Origin of the sequence: Streptomyces misionensis (genome assembly GCF_007896895.1) — a bacterium.
GTDB lineage: Bacteria > Actinomycetota > Actinomycetes > Streptomycetales > Streptomycetaceae > Streptomyces > Streptomyces misionensis_A.
Genome location: NZ_VOGW01000050.1, coordinates 19,210 through 35,905, shown reverse-complemented (window position 1 = coordinate 35,905; position 16,696 = coordinate 19,210). Strand labels below are relative to the sequence as shown.

The 16,696-nt window shown below is 72.0% G+C and carries 16 protein-coding genes; 10 read left to right on the top strand and 6 right to left on the bottom strand.

Features of this window, described 5'->3' with window-relative positions; translation table 11 throughout:
* Positions 1-163 precede the first annotated feature (163 nt).
* Complete coding sequence (gene ku, locus FRZ03_RS09055; protein ID WP_146464650.1) at positions 164-1,087, top strand: non-homologous end joining protein Ku; 924 nt, start codon at positions 164-166, stop codon at positions 1,085-1,087.
* Positions 1,088-1,673: 586 nt separating this feature from the next.
* On the opposite strand, the gene FRZ03_RS09050 is transcribed toward ku, so the two are convergent.
* A complete protein-coding gene (locus FRZ03_RS09050; RefSeq protein ID WP_146464649.1) occupies positions 1,674-3,320 on the bottom strand; it encodes an amidohydrolase in 1,647 nt (548 codons plus the stop codon).
* An 83-nt stretch (positions 3,321-3,403) separates the two neighbouring features.
* Entirely contained in the window at positions 3,404-4,891 is a 1,488-nt protein-coding gene (locus FRZ03_RS09045; protein WP_146464648.1) for an APC family permease, read from the bottom strand.
* Positions 4,892-5,029: 138 nt separating this feature from the next.
* Between FRZ03_RS09045 and FRZ03_RS09040 the strand changes: the two genes are divergently transcribed.
* Entirely contained in the window at positions 5,030-5,734 is a 705-nt protein-coding gene (locus FRZ03_RS09040) for a TetR/AcrR family transcriptional regulator (protein ID WP_261398761.1), read from the top strand.
* Positions 5,735-6,005: 271 nt separating this feature from the next.
* Here the strand turns inward: FRZ03_RS09040 and FRZ03_RS09035 are convergent, their stop codons facing one another.
* Complete coding sequence (locus FRZ03_RS09035) at positions 6,006-6,539, bottom strand: MarR family winged helix-turn-helix transcriptional regulator (protein ID WP_186785311.1); 534 nt, start codon at positions 6,537-6,539, stop codon at positions 6,006-6,008.
* Positions 6,540-6,676: 137 nt separating this feature from the next.
* On the opposite strand from FRZ03_RS09035, the gene FRZ03_RS09030 reads away from it, so the two are divergent.
* From FRZ03_RS09030 to FRZ03_RS09020, 3 genes are all read left to right on the top strand, one after another.
* Positions 6,677-7,216, top strand: a complete 540-nt coding sequence (locus tag FRZ03_RS09030) for a phenolic acid decarboxylase (protein ID WP_146464647.1) — start codon at positions 6,677-6,679, stop codon at positions 7,214-7,216.
* Positions 7,217-7,770: 554 nt separating this feature from the next.
* On the top strand, positions 7,771-8,157 hold the full coding sequence (locus FRZ03_RS09025; RefSeq protein WP_186785310.1) for a peptidase inhibitor family I36 protein: 387 nt from the start codon (positions 7,771-7,773) through the stop codon (positions 8,155-8,157).
* Between the two features lie 286 nt (positions 8,158-8,443).
* On the top strand, positions 8,444-8,815 hold the full coding sequence (locus tag FRZ03_RS09020; protein WP_146464645.1) for a hypothetical protein: 372 nt from the start codon (positions 8,444-8,446) through the stop codon (positions 8,813-8,815).
* A 110-nt stretch (positions 8,816-8,925) separates the two neighbouring features.
* Here the strand turns inward: FRZ03_RS09020 and FRZ03_RS09015 are convergent, their stop codons facing one another.
* On the bottom strand, positions 8,926-9,603 hold the full coding sequence (locus FRZ03_RS09015; RefSeq protein ID WP_261398759.1) for a TetR/AcrR family transcriptional regulator: 678 nt from the start codon (positions 9,601-9,603) through the stop codon (positions 8,926-8,928).
* A 161-nt stretch (positions 9,604-9,764) separates the two neighbouring features.
* Here FRZ03_RS09015 and FRZ03_RS09010 point away from each other — a divergent pair, with 161 nt between their 5' ends.
* Both FRZ03_RS09010 and FRZ03_RS09005 read left to right on the top strand, forming a co-directional pair.
* Positions 9,765-10,382: an NAD(P)-dependent oxidoreductase gene (locus FRZ03_RS09010; RefSeq protein WP_146464644.1), complete on the top strand. Its 618-nt coding sequence runs from the start codon at positions 9,765-9,767 to the stop codon at positions 10,380-10,382.
* The gene (locus FRZ03_RS09005) at positions 10,382-11,347 is read left to right on the top strand and encodes an amidohydrolase family protein (RefSeq protein WP_146464643.1); all 966 of its coding nucleotides are present in this window, start codon (positions 10,382-10,384) and stop codon (positions 11,345-11,347) included. The genes FRZ03_RS09010 and FRZ03_RS09005 overlap by 1 nt, the downstream gene beginning before the upstream one ends.
* Positions 11,348-11,818: 471 nt before the next feature.
* On the opposite strand, the gene FRZ03_RS09000 is transcribed toward FRZ03_RS09005, so the two are convergent.
* A complete protein-coding gene (locus FRZ03_RS09000) occupies positions 11,819-12,586 on the bottom strand; it encodes an SDR family oxidoreductase (RefSeq protein ID WP_146464642.1) in 768 nt (255 codons plus the stop codon).
* Between the two features lie 74 nt (positions 12,587-12,660).
* Between FRZ03_RS09000 and FRZ03_RS08995 the strand changes: the two genes are divergently transcribed.
* A complete protein-coding gene (locus tag FRZ03_RS08995) occupies positions 12,661-13,260 on the top strand; it encodes a TetR/AcrR family transcriptional regulator (RefSeq protein ID WP_146464641.1) in 600 nt (199 codons plus the stop codon).
* Between the two features lie 305 nt (positions 13,261-13,565).
* Here the strand turns inward: FRZ03_RS08995 and FRZ03_RS08990 are convergent, their stop codons facing one another.
* Positions 13,566-14,327, bottom strand: a complete 762-nt coding sequence (locus tag FRZ03_RS08990; RefSeq protein ID WP_146464640.1) for a DeoR/GlpR family DNA-binding transcription regulator — start codon at positions 14,325-14,327, stop codon at positions 13,566-13,568.
* A 90-nt stretch (positions 14,328-14,417) separates the two neighbouring features.
* On the opposite strand from FRZ03_RS08990, the gene FRZ03_RS08985 reads away from it, so the two are divergent.
* A complete protein-coding gene (locus tag FRZ03_RS08985) occupies positions 14,418-15,632 on the top strand; it encodes an MFS transporter (protein WP_261398756.1) in 1,215 nt (404 codons plus the stop codon).
* A gap of 109 nt (positions 15,633-15,741) precedes the next feature.
* Positions 15,742-16,696 (top strand): LLM class flavin-dependent oxidoreductase (locus tag FRZ03_RS38940; protein WP_186785309.1); only part of this gene is annotated, 955 nt, incomplete at its 3' end.

The following is a 16,696-nucleotide window of genomic DNA, read 5'->3' as shown; positions in this document are numbered from 1 at the left end:
GGGAAGCGGGCGGTGGGGCCGGACCGTGCGGGCCCGGCCCTTCGCGCCCCACGACGCGCTGCCCGCCCCCGGAGCGTGTCACCCAGCGGGGTGACGGTGCAGCGCGTGCCTGGTGGGATGGCCGTACGCTGGTGATGCTCGGGGTCACCGCGGAGGTCTGTCCATGCCCCGAACGATCTGGAGTGGTGCGATCAGCTTCGGTCTCGTGACCGTGCCGATCAACGTGCAGAGCGCCACCGAGGACCACTCGATCCACTTCCACCAGTACCACCTGGCCGACCAGGGCCGGATCCGGTACCGCAAGGTGTGCGAGCTGGAGGACCGTGAGGTCTCCCAGGACGAGATCGGCAAGGGCTACGAGCTGACCAAGACCCAGGTCGTCCCGATCACCGACGAGGACCTGAGCAACCTCCCGCTGCCGACCGCGAAGGCGATCGAGATCGACGCGTTCGTACCGCTGGAGTCCGTCGATCCGCTGAAGATCGCCGAGGGCTACTACCTCCAGCCCGCCGGCCAGGTCGCGGCCAAGCCGTACAAACTCCTCGTCGAGGCGCTCGGCCGCTCGGCCAAGGTGGCGGTGGCGAAGTACGCCTGGAGCGGCAGGGAGAGACTGGGCCTGCTGCGCGTGAAGGACGACGTCCTGGTCCTGCACGCGATGCGCTGGCCCGACGAGATCCGCGATCCCGCCGAGCTGCTGCCGCCGCCGGTCGAGGTGACCGACGACGAGATCGGGGGCGCGCTCGCCCTGATGGAGACCATGACCGTCGACAAGCTGGAGGGCCCCGAGTTCCACGACCGCTACACCGAGGCGATCGCCGAGATCATCGAGGCCAAGCGGGAGGAGAAGCCCCTGCCCGAAGCGCCGGCGCCGGAGCAGCCGGCCCAGGTCCTCGACCTGATGGCCGCCCTCCAGGAGTCCGTGACCAAGGCCAGGGCGTCACGTGACGAGGACGCGGGACCGGCCGAGGTCCACGAACTGCCGGCGCCGAAGAAGAAGGCCGCCGCCAAGAAGCAGTCGGCGAAGCAGGCCCCGGCCAAGAAGACGACCGCGAAGAAGACGTCGGGCCGTCGGCCCCGCAGCGCTTAGGCCTCTCGTTCGGATCGACGCGGCCGAGCGGGGCGTCCCGCCCTGGCCGCGCACCGCAGACACCACGCCGACCCGGCCGCCCTGTGAGGCCGCCGCCCACATCAGCGCGCTCCTCACCCGTGCCGCGAGGTCGGACGGCCCTGCAGGGAGCCCGACGTGAATCATGACCAGGAGCCGGAGGGAGCCGTCGTCCGGCCCACCGCCGGCGCGGTCGGCCGGCACGTCGAGGGGCTGCTCGCCGACGGCACCGCATACGCATGGACCGAGCCGCCGTTCGGCGAGACCTACCACTCCGGCGAGGACGACCCCCACCACAACCCCATCCGTGACTGCCCCGCCGTCCCACGCGCGTTCCGCATGAGCTGCGCGGCACGCGCCGCCTGCCGACCGTGCACGTGCCCGCCCTGGGAGCACCTCACGTTCTGTCTCGTCGAACCCGAACGTGGACGAGCGGGCCCCGGCCGAGAGACGAGTGCGGGTGCCACGACTCGTACGGCGACCGCTACCGGGTCGCCGCCCGCACCCGCAGAACCCCCGGACTCCGGCAGTGGGAACTGCGGCGTTCGTCGGACCGCCGACGCCTGACTCAGCCGAACACCCGGCGCCCGCCCACGAAGGTCTGCTCCACCCGCGTCGCACCGATCTCCTCGGGCGGCCCGGCGAACGGATCACGGTCGAGTACCACCAGATCCGCCAGGAACCCCTCGGCGACCGTGCCCGTCTCGTGGTCGAGGTGGTTCACGTAGGCGCTGCCGGCCGTGTACGCGGTCAGCGCGTCGTGCAGTCCGATGCGCTCCCCGGGCAGGAAGACCGGCGACCCCGCGGGCGCGTCCGGCGCCACCCGATTCACCGCCACGTGGATGCCCTGGAGGGGATCGGGGCTGCTCACCGGCCAGTCGCTGCCCGCCGCGAGCGTCGCCCCCGACCGCAGCAGCGCCCCGAACGGGTACTGCCACGACGCCCGCTCCGCGCCCAGGAACGGGATGGTCAGCTCGTCCATCTGCGGCTCGTGCGCCGCCCACAGCGGCTGGATGTTGGCCGTCGCGCCCAGCTCGCGGAACCGGCCGATGTCGTCCGGGTGCACCACTTGCAGGTGGGCCAGGTGCGGCCGGGTGTCCGTACGGCCGTTGGCCCGCCGGGCCGCCTCCACCGCGTCCAGCGCCTCCCGCACCGCGCGGTCGCCCAGCGCGTGGAAGTGCACCTGGAAACCGTGGGCGTCCAGCTCGGTGACGTACGTCTTCAGGTCCTCCGGCGGCACGAAGCTGATCCCGCTGTTGTCGGACACGCACCCGCAGCCGTCCAGGTACGGGCCGAGCAGCGCCGCCGTGCCGTTCTCGGCGACCCCGTCCTGCATGATCTTCACGGTCGTCGAGCGGAGCCGCCCCCGGGTGCCCGCCGCGCGCCGGGCCAGCAACTCCTCGATCTGCTCGGTGCCGCGCGCCCGGTCCCACCACAGCGCGCCGACGACCCGCGCGGTGAGGGAGCCGTCCTCGGCGCAGGCCAGGTAGGCGTCGGTGGGGTCGGTGAGGTTGGCGTGCTCGCCGAGGAGGGCGTCCTGCCAGGCGGTGATGCCGAGCGAGTGCAGCAGCTCCTGGGCGCGCAGCAGCCCGGCCACCCGTTCCTCGCGGGTGACCTGGGGGACGAGACGGCCCACCAGGTTGGCGGCTCCCTCCTGGAGCATGCCCGTCGGCGTGCCGTCCGGGTGCCGCTCGATCCGCCCGTCGGACGGGTCGGGGGTACGGGCGTCGAGTCCCGCCCGCTCCAGGGCGCGGGAGTTGACCCAGGCGCCGTGGTGGTCGCGGTTGACCAGATAGACCGGCCGGTCGGACACGAGGTCGTCCAGTTCGGCCGCCGTCGGCAGGCCGCCGGGGAACGCCTCCATCGCCCAGCCGCCGCCGGTGATCCACTCGGCGTCGGTGTGCGTCCGGGCGTACGCGGTGATCCGCTCCCGGTACTCGGCCCGGGTCGTCGCCCCGCTCAGGTCGCACTGGCCCATCTCCAGGCCGCCGCCGACGGGGTGCGCGTGCGCGTCCTGGAAGCCCGGCACCAGCAGCCGGCCGGCCAGGTTGACGACCTCGGTGCGCGGGCCGATCAGCTCGCGCACCTCGTCGTGCCCGACGGCGACGATCCGCTCGCCGCGCACGGCCACGGTGGTCGCCCGGGACCGGGCCGGTGAACCGGTGTGGACCGGACCGCCGGTGAAGACCAGGTCAGCGGTGGTGGTGTCGGACATGAGGGCAACTCCTGGCGTCGGTACGGCTGTCACGGGTTCTGTCGGTGTCCCGGCTGCTACGGGTTCCATGGATTCCACGGGTCTCAGGGGGCTTCGGTCGCGGCCAGCGGGACGGTGTCGGTGCCGGTGTCGGTGCTGTGTCCGGTGACGAAGTACGGCGAGCGGCGGCGGTACTTGGCGACGGCCCCCATGACGAGCCCCGACAGCAGGATCGCGGCGGGCACCGACAGCATGAACCAGCCGTTGTCGGGGCTGAGTTCGAAGTGGTCGCTCATCGTCGCGTAGTCCCGTCCGAGGTAGCAGCCGATGCCCAGCAGCGCGAGCCCGCTCACGCCGGGCGCGACGACCGCGCGCAGCGCCTCGCGGGGCGCCGTGCGCAGCATGCCTCGGAAGCGCACCGCGCAGGCGAGCGCGGTCAGGCCGTAGTACAGGGCGACCACGAGACCGATCGAGTTCACGGCCGCGAGGATCATCTCGTTCAGCTTGGGGATGGCGAGCGCCCCCAGCGCCACGGCCGCGGAGATCGACGTGACGAGGACGGTGCCGACCGCCGGGGAGCCGTAGCGCGGGCTGACCCGCGTCCACACCTGGCCCATCGTGCGGTCCCGGCCCATCGCGAGCAGCCCGCGCGCCGTCGGGATCACACTGGACTGCAGCGACGCCACCGCGGAGAACAGCAGCGCCAGCAGCGGCAGGCTCGCCCACGGCTCGTCCGCCAGCTTCGCGCCGAGGTAGGTGAGTGCCTGCGGGCCCTGCTCCAGGAGTTCGGGCAGCGACATCTCGCGCTGGAAGGCCACGGACCCGTACAGGAACAGCGCCAGCATGGTGAACAGCGCGATGAATCCGCCGCGTCCCGCGTCCCGTACGTCGTGGGTCTCCTCGGTGACGCTGAACGCCGCGTCCCAGCCCCAGAAGAAGAACACCGCGAGGACCAGGCCCTGGGCGAAGCCGGTGCCGTCGTGCACGGCGAACGGGTTCAGCCACGACCAGGAGAAACCGTGCGCCCCGGTGGCCATCGCCCACCCGCAGAAGCCGAGCAGCACCGCGTACTCGAAGACCAGCAGCCACGCCTGGAACCGGGTCGCCTTGCGCACCCCGGTGACGGCGGTGACCGTGACGGCCGCCAGTACCACCAGGCCGACCACGGTGGACAGCGCCGTCGAGTTCGGGTCGAGGCGCAGCTCGCCGATCGCGTGCAGATGGGCCTTGTTCGCGAACTGGAGGAACACCGAGCCGGTCACCGCGCTCGTGTACGCCATGAAGATCAGGGTGCCGACCAGGGTGACCCAGCCGGTGAGGAAGCCCAGCCAGGGACCGAGCGAGCGACCGACCCAGACGTAACCGCTGCCCATGTTCCGCTCGTGCCGGTTGAGCCGGGCGTACGCCGTCGCGATGCCGAGGATCGGGACGAACGCCACCAGCAGGATCGCCGGCGCCTGAAGGCCCACGGCCGCGGCGAGCGAGCCCATGCCGATGCCGATGCTCGTGGTGGCGGCCGTGCTGGAGGCCGCGATGGCGATGCCGTCGACGACACCGAGGGAACGCCGCAGGCCGGGAGGTTCACTTCGCATGGACAGACTCCTGGAACCGGAGGAACGGGAGGTGCGGGAGGAGGCTGCGATCAAACCGGTCTTGTCAACATTGCGTCAATGGTGTTGACATAAGGCGTTCACTGAACGGTTCGGAGCCAGGGGGAAGGGGCGCGTACGGTGACGGACGGGCGGATTCCGGCGGAGCGGCGACGGCGCAGACCGACCAGGTCGGGGGTGCTGCTGTCCGAGGACGTGATCGTCGACTGCGCGCTGCGGCTCGTCGGGCAGCACGGCCCGGACGCGCTGAGCGTGCGGCGGCTCGGCGCCGCGCTCGGCTGCGATCCGAGCGCGCTGTACCGGTACTTCCATAACACCGACGATCTGCTGCTGGCCGTCGCCGACCGGATCATCGGCGACGCGATGGCCGGGTTCGAGCCTGACCGCATGCCGTGGCGGGACGCGCTGCGTGAGATGGCGCTGCGGATCCACCGCGGCTACCGGGAGCAGCCGCGGGTGGCCGCGCTCGCCGCGTACCGGGTGACGCGGCGGCACCATGAGATCAGGGCCGTGGACGCGGGGATCGGGCTGCTGCGCCGGGCCGGGTTCGGCGACGCCGACGCCGTGCGCCACTACTCGGCGTTCGTGGACACCGTGCTGGGCCACGCGGCCCTCGACGCCGCCCACCTGGCGCTCCCGCCGGAGCGCCGCGAGGCCGACGTCCGGGCCTGGACCGGCGCCTACGCCGAACTGTCCGACGCCGACCACCCTCATCTGGCCGCGGCCCGCGCGGAGTTGCCCCTGATGGCGGGCAGCTCGTTCGAGACGGCGCTGGAACTGATCCTGAGCGCGCTGGACGCGGCGGCGCCGGGGGACACACCCTAGGTCAATCCTGGGTGTGCTGTCCCGTATGGGGTGCGGGCCATCCAATGAGGACGGCCCTCGTGCATCGTTCCGAGGCCCGGGGGTCGGGGCCCGGGGCCCGGGGCACATGATCCCTTTCGGCCCTGTAAGGCCGTCGCGGCGTTCCGACGCGCTCGGGGCTCCCGAGCGACGACCAAGACGGTCGACGCCCGGTGACGGGGCCGGCCCCTGTCGCCCCCGAAGTCCTCCACGCCTGTTCAGGGTCCCATTCGACGGGGTGTTCGCACCCTGATCAAGGACTGACCGAGTCCGGCCGGGTGCCGTCGCCGGTCTCCAGCGCGGTGACCAGCCGGTCCAGAGCCGGCAGCGCCTGGTGCAGCGCGGCCCGGTCGGCGTCGGACAGCTCCTCCACGACGCGGGTGAGGGCCGCGGTGCTGGCCCGGTCGTAGCGCTCCAGCAGGTGCAGGGCTTCCTCCGACGCGGTGAGCACCACGGTCCGTTGGTCGTGCGCGGGCCGGATCCGTTCCACCAGCCGGGCGGCGGACATCGCCCGGACCAGGTTGCTCACGGTGGACGGTGCCACCCGCACGCGTGTGGCCGCCGCGCCGGGGCTGAGCCCCTCGGGCGAGGAGGACAGTGCTCGCAGCAGTTCGATCTGTGCCTCCGGCAGGTCGGGCAGCCCCTCGGCGTTGCGGGTGGCACGCAGGACGGCACGCCGCAGCGGTCCCAGAAGTCCGCCCAGTCCCGCCGCGACGCGCGCCGCCTCCGGTGTCTCGGTTGCACCGCGGTCAGCCGTTCCGTCCGCCGCTCTGTCTGTGTTGCGCATGCCCCATTGTGCACTCGCCAGATAAAGTTTTGCGGCAAACATGTTTTGTGGCAAAGTGGTCTGTAGAGCGATGGCACCGGACCGGCCGAACCCCACGCCGACAGGTGACCGCTCGCAACACAGCAAGGAGCATCACCATGACCACCGTGCACGACACCCCGACGACCGTCGAGAGCCCCGTCCCGCCGCAGGATCTGTCCGGCATCGTCGGGCACCGGTTCATCTACACGTACGCCAACGGCTGGCAGTACGAGATGTACGTGAAGAACGCCACGACCATCGACTACCGCATCCACTCCGGGATGGTCGGCGGCCGCTGGGTGAAGGACCAGGAGGTCGACTTGGTGCGGCTCGCCGACGACGTCTACAAGGTGTCCTGGAACGAACCGACCGGCACCTCGGTCGTCGTCAATGTGCTGCCCCGCCTGCGGGTCCTGCACGGCACCATCTTCTTCCCGCAGTGGATCGAGCAGGACGGCAGCAAGACGGTGCTCTACCAGAACGACCACCTGGAGGAGATGCGCGCCTACCGGGACGCCGGCCCCACTTACCCGATCTACGTCGTCCCGGAGTTCGCCCGCATCACCCTGTTCGAGCACGTCGGCGAGAACGACGAGAGTGTCGTCGCGGTGGGTCCCGAGGCCCTGCCCCGAGGCTTCGCCGACCGCACCAACTGAAAGGCGGCGGCATCACCGCCGTCTCCCGCAGCGGGTGGCCCCGGGGTCGCGGTGCCGGTCCCGGTCGGTGCGTGCCGGATCTCCCCGAGGACCAGGACGGCGCAGACCTCCGGAGCGACGGGCCGCGGCCGGCATCGTGCCCGCTGGGCCCGCCTGCACGGCGTGATCTTCTTCCTGTACCGGGTCGAGGGCAGGGTGAGCGCGCCACCTGCTTCCAGAGCGAGTGGTGGCGTACCCGCGGAGAACCTCGACCGCCTCGCCGCCTTCAAGCGCGAGGACCGTCATGAGCCGTTCCGGCTGGAGAGTCGTCGGCGGACGATGCCGGGAGGGGCGCGTGGGGGCGCTGATGCAGGGTGCGTTGCCGGGATGTGCTTCCCGCACCCCAGGCAATTACGAATTGTAGTATTGCAGTTACGTTTCGTGGTCGCCATGCTGGGTGGGCGTTCACGGTCGGCCGTGTGGTCGGCCCCCTCTTTCTTCTTCAGAAGGGATCGCCTGTGCTCCGTGCTGCCCACCCGCGTACGCGCAGCGCCACTGCCGCTCTCTCCCGCCTCGTGCCCGGTGTCGCACTCGTCACCGCTGCCCTGCTGACAGCGGCCGCGCCGGCCTCCGCCGACGCGTCGATCATCCGGGGCCAGGGCCGCGACGCCTGCACCCGGAACTACGTCTGCCTCTACGACAACTGGGATTACAACGCCTCGGGCAGCGCCCGGATCCTGCGCACCACCGAGGACATCTCGCACCTGGACGACTACAACTTCAACGACGTGACCAGCTCCGTCGTCAACAACAGCCGCTACCTCGTGCGGATCTACCCGGACTACGACTTCAAGGGCGTGCCGGTGACGCTCCTTCCCGGCGAGTCCATCAGTTTCAACAACGGCAACGGTTTCAACGACGTGGCCTCCTCCGTCAAGTTCCTGCCCCACACCATCGGATAGGGGGAAAGGGCGGTCGGCGTTCCTCCTTCGGTGGCGTGCAACGGGCCCGCCCCGGGGGAGGGACGTCAGCATCCCGATCCCGGAACGCGACGCACGATGGGCGACCATTCGGGGGAGTGCGTGCCGAGAGCGCTCCCGCCCAACGCGCTCCTCATGGGCCGGACGCCCCCGCACGCCCCTCGCCCTCCACAGAACCGCCATCGGTCACCTCCTTGGCGATCCGGCAGACCGCACACGCTCTGCTCGAGGCTGGCCATACTCCCTGATCGAGGGCCCGTCCGCGCGCGTGGCCGTGGCGAACGTCGCGGTGGCCGCGCTCGGTTCGGCCACGTACGCCGTCGCCACCGGTCCGCTCGGCGCGAACGGACCTCGACTGCCGGCAGCCGGTGCCACGTTCGTCGTCGGCGCGTCCATCGCCGGCCTCCTCCTGAAGGGATGGCCCCTCACCGCTACCCGCACCGCCTGGCGCCGCACCTGGCTCGCCGTCAGCGCAACCGGCATCGCCGTGGCGGCCTACGCGGCCCTGCACTGGCTGGGCCTCGGGACCGATCGACACAGGTGCGACGCGAGCAAGGCGGTCGTGCAGCAGACCGTCGACCGCGCCCCACCGAAGACCAGGATGTCCGCGACGAGGACGGGGCCCGGGGCTCGCCGCTGAAGCACCGGAACCTGAACCTGCTCGGCCATGGACGGCTCACTGCCGGGGTTCCGGCCGTCGGCGTTCTCCTGGATTGACCAAGACCCCGCGGAGCTGTCGGCGTGAGCCGCTCACGCTGGGCGGTCCGCCGTCCGGACGAGCTCCACGATCTCGTCGACGGACCTTCCGGTGTGCAGGGCGAGGGTCTGCGCGATGAGGTCGGCGAGGTCGGGCCAGGGCATGTTCCCGTGCGCGTTGTACAGCGCGACCAGGCCGTGCAGGGCGGTCCAGAGCAGCAGGCCGGCCTGCCACTCCTGCTCGGGGCCGCGACGGTCCTGGTGTTCCGGCTGGTCCTGCCGGGCGCCGGCCAGCGAAGCGACGACGGATCCGAGCAGTTCCTCTCCCGCGCCGTGTGCGTTCGTGGGCACCAGCTCGGCGGGCATCCCGCCGCCGAAGAGCGTGCGGTACTGCCCGGGGTGATCGACTCCCCAGTGCACGTAGGCGGCACACCGGGCGACCAGGTCGGCCAGGGGCCCCTCGGCGCCGTCCGCGGCCGTGCGCATGACCGCCGCGAGTTCGTCGTAGCGCAGCCGCAGCACGTGCTGGACGAGCGCGCCGAGGTCGGGGAAGTGCCCGTAGATGCTCGCGGGCGCGACGCCGACCTCGCGGGCGACCTGCCGGAGAGTGAGCGTCTCGGGCCGTTCGAGCGTGGCCAGCAGCCGGGCGGCGGCCTCCACCAGTTCGGCCTTGAGGATCTGCCCCTGTCCCCGTGGGTTCCGTCGGCGGGGGGCGGCTTCTTCGCTGCTCACAGGCGTACTCCCGGCGTTCGGCAACAGTCGTTCACTGTACCGCCGGCCGCGCGCCCGCCTCCAACTCCCTGCCTCTCGCCTCCACCCCCCTGTCTTGACAGCAGTTACCAACACTTGTTCACTTACCTAACCAACAGGTGTTCAGTTATCTGGGAGGAAGCATGCGCATCGCCGTACTCGGGGCGACCGGCAGGGTCGGTCGCCTCGTCGTCGAGCAGACCCTTCAGCGCGGGCACGAGGTCGTCGCGCTGGTTCGCCGACCGGAGGCCCGCCCGGTGTCCGGGCAGCCGACCGTCGAGATCCGCCGGGCCGACGTCACCGCCCCCGCCGCGTTCCCGGACCTGACGGACGTCGACGTGGTGGTCTCCGCGCTCGGCATCGGCAAGGGGGACGGCCAGGGAACGCTCGTCGCCGGCGCGAGGGTCCTCGCCGACGTCCCGGTGCGCACGCTGTGGCTCGGCGCGCTCGGTTCCGGCTCCTCCGTCGGCGCCGGCGGCGGGATCTACCAGTGGGTCATGCGGGCCTTCGTCGGTGAGGAACTGGCGGAGAAGGCCGCCGCGGACTCGATCGCCCTCGACGGCGGCGCGACCGTCTTCCACGCCCCCGACCTGTGGGCCGGCGGCGTCAGCGCCAGGCGCCGCAACGTCCCGCTGGAGGACTACGCGAAGCCCGTCCTGCCGCCGCACGCCTCCCGTGCCACCGTCGCGGCGCTGATGCTCGACGAGGCCGAGCGGCCGACCCGCGCAGCGGGGATCCTCGTCCCGGTGGGACGCGTCTGATGCGCGCGTACGTCGCCGTCGAGGAGGCCATCGCGATCCCGGGCCTGGCGGACCGGCGGCCGCCCATGCCGATGCCGGACAACATCGAACCGGCCTTCCTCGCGGACATGGCCGCCCGGCTCCCCGACGTCACGCGGTTGCGGCTGCCCGACATGGACGCCAACGGCATCGTCGTACAGGTGCTCTCCCTCACCGTCCCGGGCATCGAAGCGGAAGCCGATCCGGCCCGCGCGGTGGACAACGCCCGGTACGTCAATGACCACCTCGCCGAGATCGTCGGCGCCCACCCCGGCCGGTTCGCCGCCTTCGCGGCGCTCCCGCTCCAGGACCCGGCCGCCGCCGTCACGGAGCTGCGCCGAACCGTCGAACGCCTCGGGTTCAAGGGAGCGCTCGTCAACGACCACATCCAGGGCCGGTACCTCGACGACCCCGCGTTCGACCGGGTCTGGGCCGCGCTGGGCGAACTCGGTGTACCGCTGTACCTGCACCCCGGCATGCCGCCCGCGGACCGCTGGCGCGTCCTCGACGCCCATCCCGAGCTGGACGGCGCGTTCTGGAGCTGGCAGGCCACCACCGGCGGGCACGCCATGCGCGTGATCATGTCCGGGGTGTTCGACCGGCATCCGGAGGCGACGATGATCCTCGGGCACGCCGGCGAGTTCCTCCCCTTCCAGCTCTCCCGCTTCGACTCGCGCTACGCGACCCTCACCGTGCCGCACCCGCTGCGGCGCAAGCCGTCCGAGTACTTCGGGACCAACGTGCTCGCCACGACCAGCGGTGTGCTGTCCCCGGCCGCGATCGAAGCACTCGTGCACGTGCTCGGTGCGGACAGCGTGCTGTTCGCCGTCGACTACCCCTACGAGAGGACAGGTGCGGCCGTCGCCGCCCTCGAACGGACCCGCCTCCCGGACGCCGACAAGCAGAAGATCGCCTCCGGCAACGCCCGCCGGCTCCTGCGCCTTTGACCGTCCTCTGAGGCCGACTGCCGGGCGCATTGTGGTTGTTCTGTCCCGTGAGGCCGGGGGTGCGGCCCGCGGGTGGGTGTCCATGTGCGAGGCGGCGTTGCGGAGGGGCTGCTCTTTTCCGGCGACATGGCCGTGCCCCCGACACGGATAACCGGGGCACGGAGTATGGGGGTTTTCCAGACGTGGAGGAGGAGGCTTAGCTCCTGCGGGAGGGCCGGTCGGCTGATGGATCGGTGAGCCAGTGGCTCGTCCGCAGGCCCGGGAACTCGCCGGCTCAGGAGCCGGGGTCGGCGACGGGGGCTTGCGGTCGGCCGCCGGAGTCCTTGGCCTGGGCTCCGGCGGAGCGAGTTCCCTCCCCACCAGGCGGGGACGACATGCATGGGGTCTCCGCGCTGCAACGTGTCGTGCGTGACGCGGTGTCCCCGTTGACATCCTTGCGTGGCAGGCCCACGGCGCGAGCCGTGCTTCGGGTCAGAGCTGCGAGCCGCCCGTGGCGTCGATGACCTGGCCGGTCACCCAGCGGGCGTCGTCCGAGGCCAAGAAGGCGACGACGTCGGCCACGTCCTCGGGGCGGCCCACCCGGCCGAGTGCCGAGAGCTGCGCGGCGGACTGCTCGGCGGCTTCGTTGCCCCGGAGCCAGGAGGCGTTCATGTCGGTGTCGATGATGCCGGGCGCGACCGAGTTGACGGTGATGCCACGGCTGCCGAGGGCCTTGGCGAGGGTGAGGCTGAAGGTGTCGATGGCACCCTTGGTCATGCCGTAGGCGATGATGTCGGTCAGTGCGATGCGCGTCGCCCCGGACGAGACGTTGATGATCCGGCCGCCGTCCCTCAGCCGCTTGAGCCCCTGCTGCACCAGGAAGAACGGGGCCCGCACGTTGACGGCGAACACCTCGTCGAAGGCCGCGGGGGTGACTTCCTCGATGTGGCCGCGGGGCGTGATGCCGGCGTTGTTCACCAGGATGTCCAGACCGCCGCTGTCACCGTGTTCGAGGATCTGGCGGTCGAACTCGGCCCAGAGGGCCTCCACGTCGCCACCCGTGCCCAGTTCGGCTCGTACGGCGAAGGCCGTGCCGCCTGCCGCGCGGATCGACGCCACCACCTCTTCCGCGGCGCCGCCGTTGCGTCCGTAGTGCACGGCCACGAGGGCGCCTTCCCTGCCGAGCCGCTCGGCGGTCGCACGCCCGATGCCGCGGCTGCCGCCCGTGACCAGAGCCGTCCTGCCCGCGAGTGAACCCATGACGCCTCAATCTGTAGCGATGACTATGGAAAGCAGCTTACCGCAATCTGTAGCGATCGCTGTAAAATTCACCTATGGCAGTGACGAAGCGGGGACGACCGCGAAGTTTCGACCGCGAGACGGCGCTCGTGCAGGCCACGCGGCTCTTCTGGGAGCACGGCTACGAGGGCACGTCCATCGCTGATCTGACCCGGGTCATCGGGGTCTCGCCGCCCAGCCTCTACGCGGCCTTCGGCGACAAGCGAGCCCTCTTCAACGAGGTCGTCGACCGCTATGGCGACACCTTCGGTGCCTTCATGGGCAGGGCACTGGAGGAGGAGGGCGACGTCCGGGCGGGGTTCGACAGGATGCTGCGCGAGGCCGCGGTGTCGTACACCGACCCCCTGCATCCGGCCGGTTGCCTGGTCATCACGGCGGCGACGAACTACTCGGCGCAGACAGCCGATGTCGAGCAGGATCTGCGGGAACGGAGGGTGGCGAACGTCCGCCACTTCGAGGAGCGACTGACCGAGGCCGAGAGAGCCGGGGCACTGCCCGAAGGCGTCGGACCACGCGCTCTGGCCGTCTACTTCGCGGCCGTGGTCCAGGGCATGTCCCAACAGGCACGGGACGGCGCGAGTGCGGCGGAACTGGAGCAGGTGGCTGAGCTGGCCATGGCGGCGTGGCCCGCATGAAGGGGGGCGTGAGCGTAGCTGCTCACGCCCCCCTTCGCGGATCAGAGGCCGGCCCCTCCTGGCGCGGCGCGTCTTCGGTGCCCCGGCACAGCCGGGGGCGATGCGGGCGGATCTCTCGTCGACGGCCGGCACCTTGAAAGCCGCGTCCGGTTCGCGGTCGAGCGTGTGCCGGGCCTGTTCCCAGAGGCCGCGGCCCGCCTCGGTCGGCCGTATCCGGCCGAGAAGATCTTGTCGCGGGGGGAGGGGAGCGGGTCACGAGGCCGGCGTCCGCCGTGCGGGGGCGGCGCGCCCGCACGGCGGGGCGGTCAGACGGTTTTGACGGTGGTGCCGGCGCCTTCGAGTGCTGTGACTTCTTCGGCGGGCGCGGTGGTGTCGGTGACGAGGGTGTGCAAGAGGGTGGCGGGGCCGACGTAGGCGTAGGCGGTGCGGCCGAGTTTGGCGCCGTCGGTGGCGACGATGGTGCGGCGGGCCGAGGCGATGCCCGCTTTCTTCACCGCGGCGTCGTCGAGGTCGTAGGCGGTCAGGCCGTCGGCCGCGCTCAGTCCGCAGCAGCCGATGACGGCGGTGTCGAAGCGCAGGGCGGCCAGGGAGGCGAGGGTGAGGGGGCCGGTGAGGGCTCCCTCGGCGGCGCGGGGCTGCCCGCCGGGCACGACCAGCGTGGCCGGGCCGGGTGTCTCGCCGAGCAGGTGGATGGCCTGGAGGGACAGTGGCATCACGGTGACGGGCCGCTCGCGCAGGAGGCGGGCGACCTCCAGGCAGGTGGTGCCGCTGTCCAGCAGGACGCTCTCGCCGTCGGCGATGAGCGCGGATACCTCGGCCGCGATCCGGCGTTTGGCGTCGACGGCCTCGTGGGCGCGCAGGGCGAAGGGGGGCTCCTCGCCGCGGAGCAGCAGGGTGCGTGCGCCGCCGCGGACGCGTTCGAGAACGCCCTGGGCGGCGAGGGTGTCGAGGTCGCGGCGGATGGTCATCTCCGAGGCGCCGGTCAGCTCGGCGAGTTCCTGGACCGTGGCGCCGCCTGAGTCCCTGACGGCCTTGGCGATCAGTCCGTGCCGGTCTGCGTTGCTCATACCGCGATTGAACACCACCGGAAAACAAACAAGGAATCTGTTCGCTGCATCGCCTTTCGAGCATTAACGATGTTCGTTACGGTGAGTGGCATGGAACGTTCGCTCCGAGCCGCCCGTGTGGCGACCTACATCTACTTCGTCCTGTGCGGCACCCTGATGGGCGCCTGGGTGGTGCACATCCCCGCGATCGAGGACCGTGTGGGCATCAGCCACGCCACCCTCGGCGGCCTGCTGGTGCTGCTCGGGCTCGGAGCCTTCCTCGGGATGCAGGTGGCCGGTCCCCTGACCGACCGCCTGGGCTCCCGCGTCGTGGTCCCCGCCAGTGGCATCCTGTGCGGCGCGGCCCTGGTCCTGCCCGGTCTCGCGCGGGATCCGTGGGCGCTGGCCGGTGCGCTGCTGGTCTTCGGGTTCTGCAACGGCTGCCTGGACGTGAGCATGAACGCCCACGCCGTGCACGTGGAGAAGGCGTACGGCCGGCCCGTCATGTCCGGCTTCCACGCCACGTTCTCCGTCGGCGGCGTCCTCGCCTCGCTCGTCGGAGCGGGCGCGGCGAGCGCGGGCCTGAACCCGGCCGCGGGCATGGCCGCCATGGGAGCCGTCGGCATCGTGATCGCCCTGGCAACGGCACGCGCCCTGCTGCCCGCCGCCCCCGTCGCCGACGACCCCGGACACGGCTCCGCGGCGGAGCCCGAGGCGGCGCCGGCCCCCAGGCGCCGCAGCGGCACGGGGCGGGTCTGGCTGCTGGCCGCCCTGGCGCTGATGGTCATGCTGTGCGAGGGCGCCGCCAACGACTGGAGCGCCCTGCACCTCAAGGACGTCCTCGGTGCGCCTGCCGGCACGGCCGCCTTCGCGTACGGCACCTTCGCCGCGGCCATGACCCTCGGCCGGCTGCTCGCGGACCGCTTCGTCGCCCGGTTCGGCTCCCTGGCGATCCTGCGCTACGGCGCGGCCACGGCCGCCGTCGGCATCACACTCGTGGCCCTGGGCCCGTGGATGTGGGCCGCGTTCACCGGCTGGGCACTGTTCGGGCTGGGCCTGTCGGGCTGTGTCCCGCAGCTGTTCAGCGCGGCCGGGCACGCCGACCCCGCCGCCGCCGGCGCCAACGTCTCCCGCGTTGCCGGACTCGGCTACGTCGGCATGCTCGCCGGCCCGGCCGTCATCGGCTGGCTGACCCACCTCGTCGCCCTCGACCACGCCTTCGTCCTGCTGACCCTGCTGTGTGTGACCACCGCCGTGGGCGCCCGCGTCCTGCGCACCGGAGCCGACCACACCCGCCAGAGCGAGATGGCAGCCGGCAGCCACTGACCGCTTGTGCGGCACGGCCCCTGACCTCCGTGCCGCACAAGCCACCCAGCTCCCCGGCCCGCCGAGGACCGGGAGACGAAACCCGCCGCCGTTCCCGAAGGAGCCCCTGATGCCCGAGCCCCGCACCCGGTCCGCCCGCGGTCGCGTTGGTGTCCTGCTGCCCCGCGACCTCCCCGCCCGTGACGTGCTGCCGTACGCACGGCGTGCCGAAGAACTGGGCTTCGATCAGATCTGGGTGGTGGAGGACCTCGGCTGGCGCGGCGGCATCGCCCAGGCCGCCACCGTGCTGGCCGGCACCGCGAACATCACCGTCGGCATCGGCATCCTGCCCGCCGGCGCTCGCAACGTGTGCTTCACCGCGATGGAACTGGCCACCCTCGCCCAGCTCCACCCCGGCCGTCTCATCGCAGGCATCGGCCACGGCATGCCCGAGTGGATGCGCCAGGCCGGAAACCGGCCCGCCAGCCCCCTGACACTGATCAGGGAATACACCACCGCGCTGCGCCGGCTGCTCCGCGGCGAACCCGGGCCCGCGAACGGCGGCTACGTGCGCTGCGAAGGCGTCGTCCTCACCGAAACCCCCGCCACCGAGGCCGTCCCTCCGGTCGTCCTGGGCGTGCGGGGCCCCCGCTCACAGCAAGCCGCGGGCGAAGTCGCCGACGGACTCCTCCTGGCCGAACCCGCCGCCCCCGCCTACATCACCGCCTCCCTGCACCACATGGACGGCGGCGCCGCCTCCGCCGCGGGCGACCGTGAGATCGTCACCTACGACGCCGCGGCCGTCGACGACGACGAGGAGACCGCCCTCGCCCGCGTCCGTGCCGGACTGGAAGCGATCGGCGAGCCGGACTGGGCCGCGCACATCGACCCACTGCCCTTCGCCGCCGAGCTGCGCGCACACCGCGCCGCCTGCCCCGACGGCCGCATGTTCGCCCGGACCATGCCCGCCGACTGGGTCCGTGAGCTGAGCATCGTCGGCACCCCCGACCAGGCCCGCGCCGCGATCACGGCCCGCCACACGGCCGGCGCGACCAGCGTCGTCCTCGCCCCCGCCGGCCCCGACG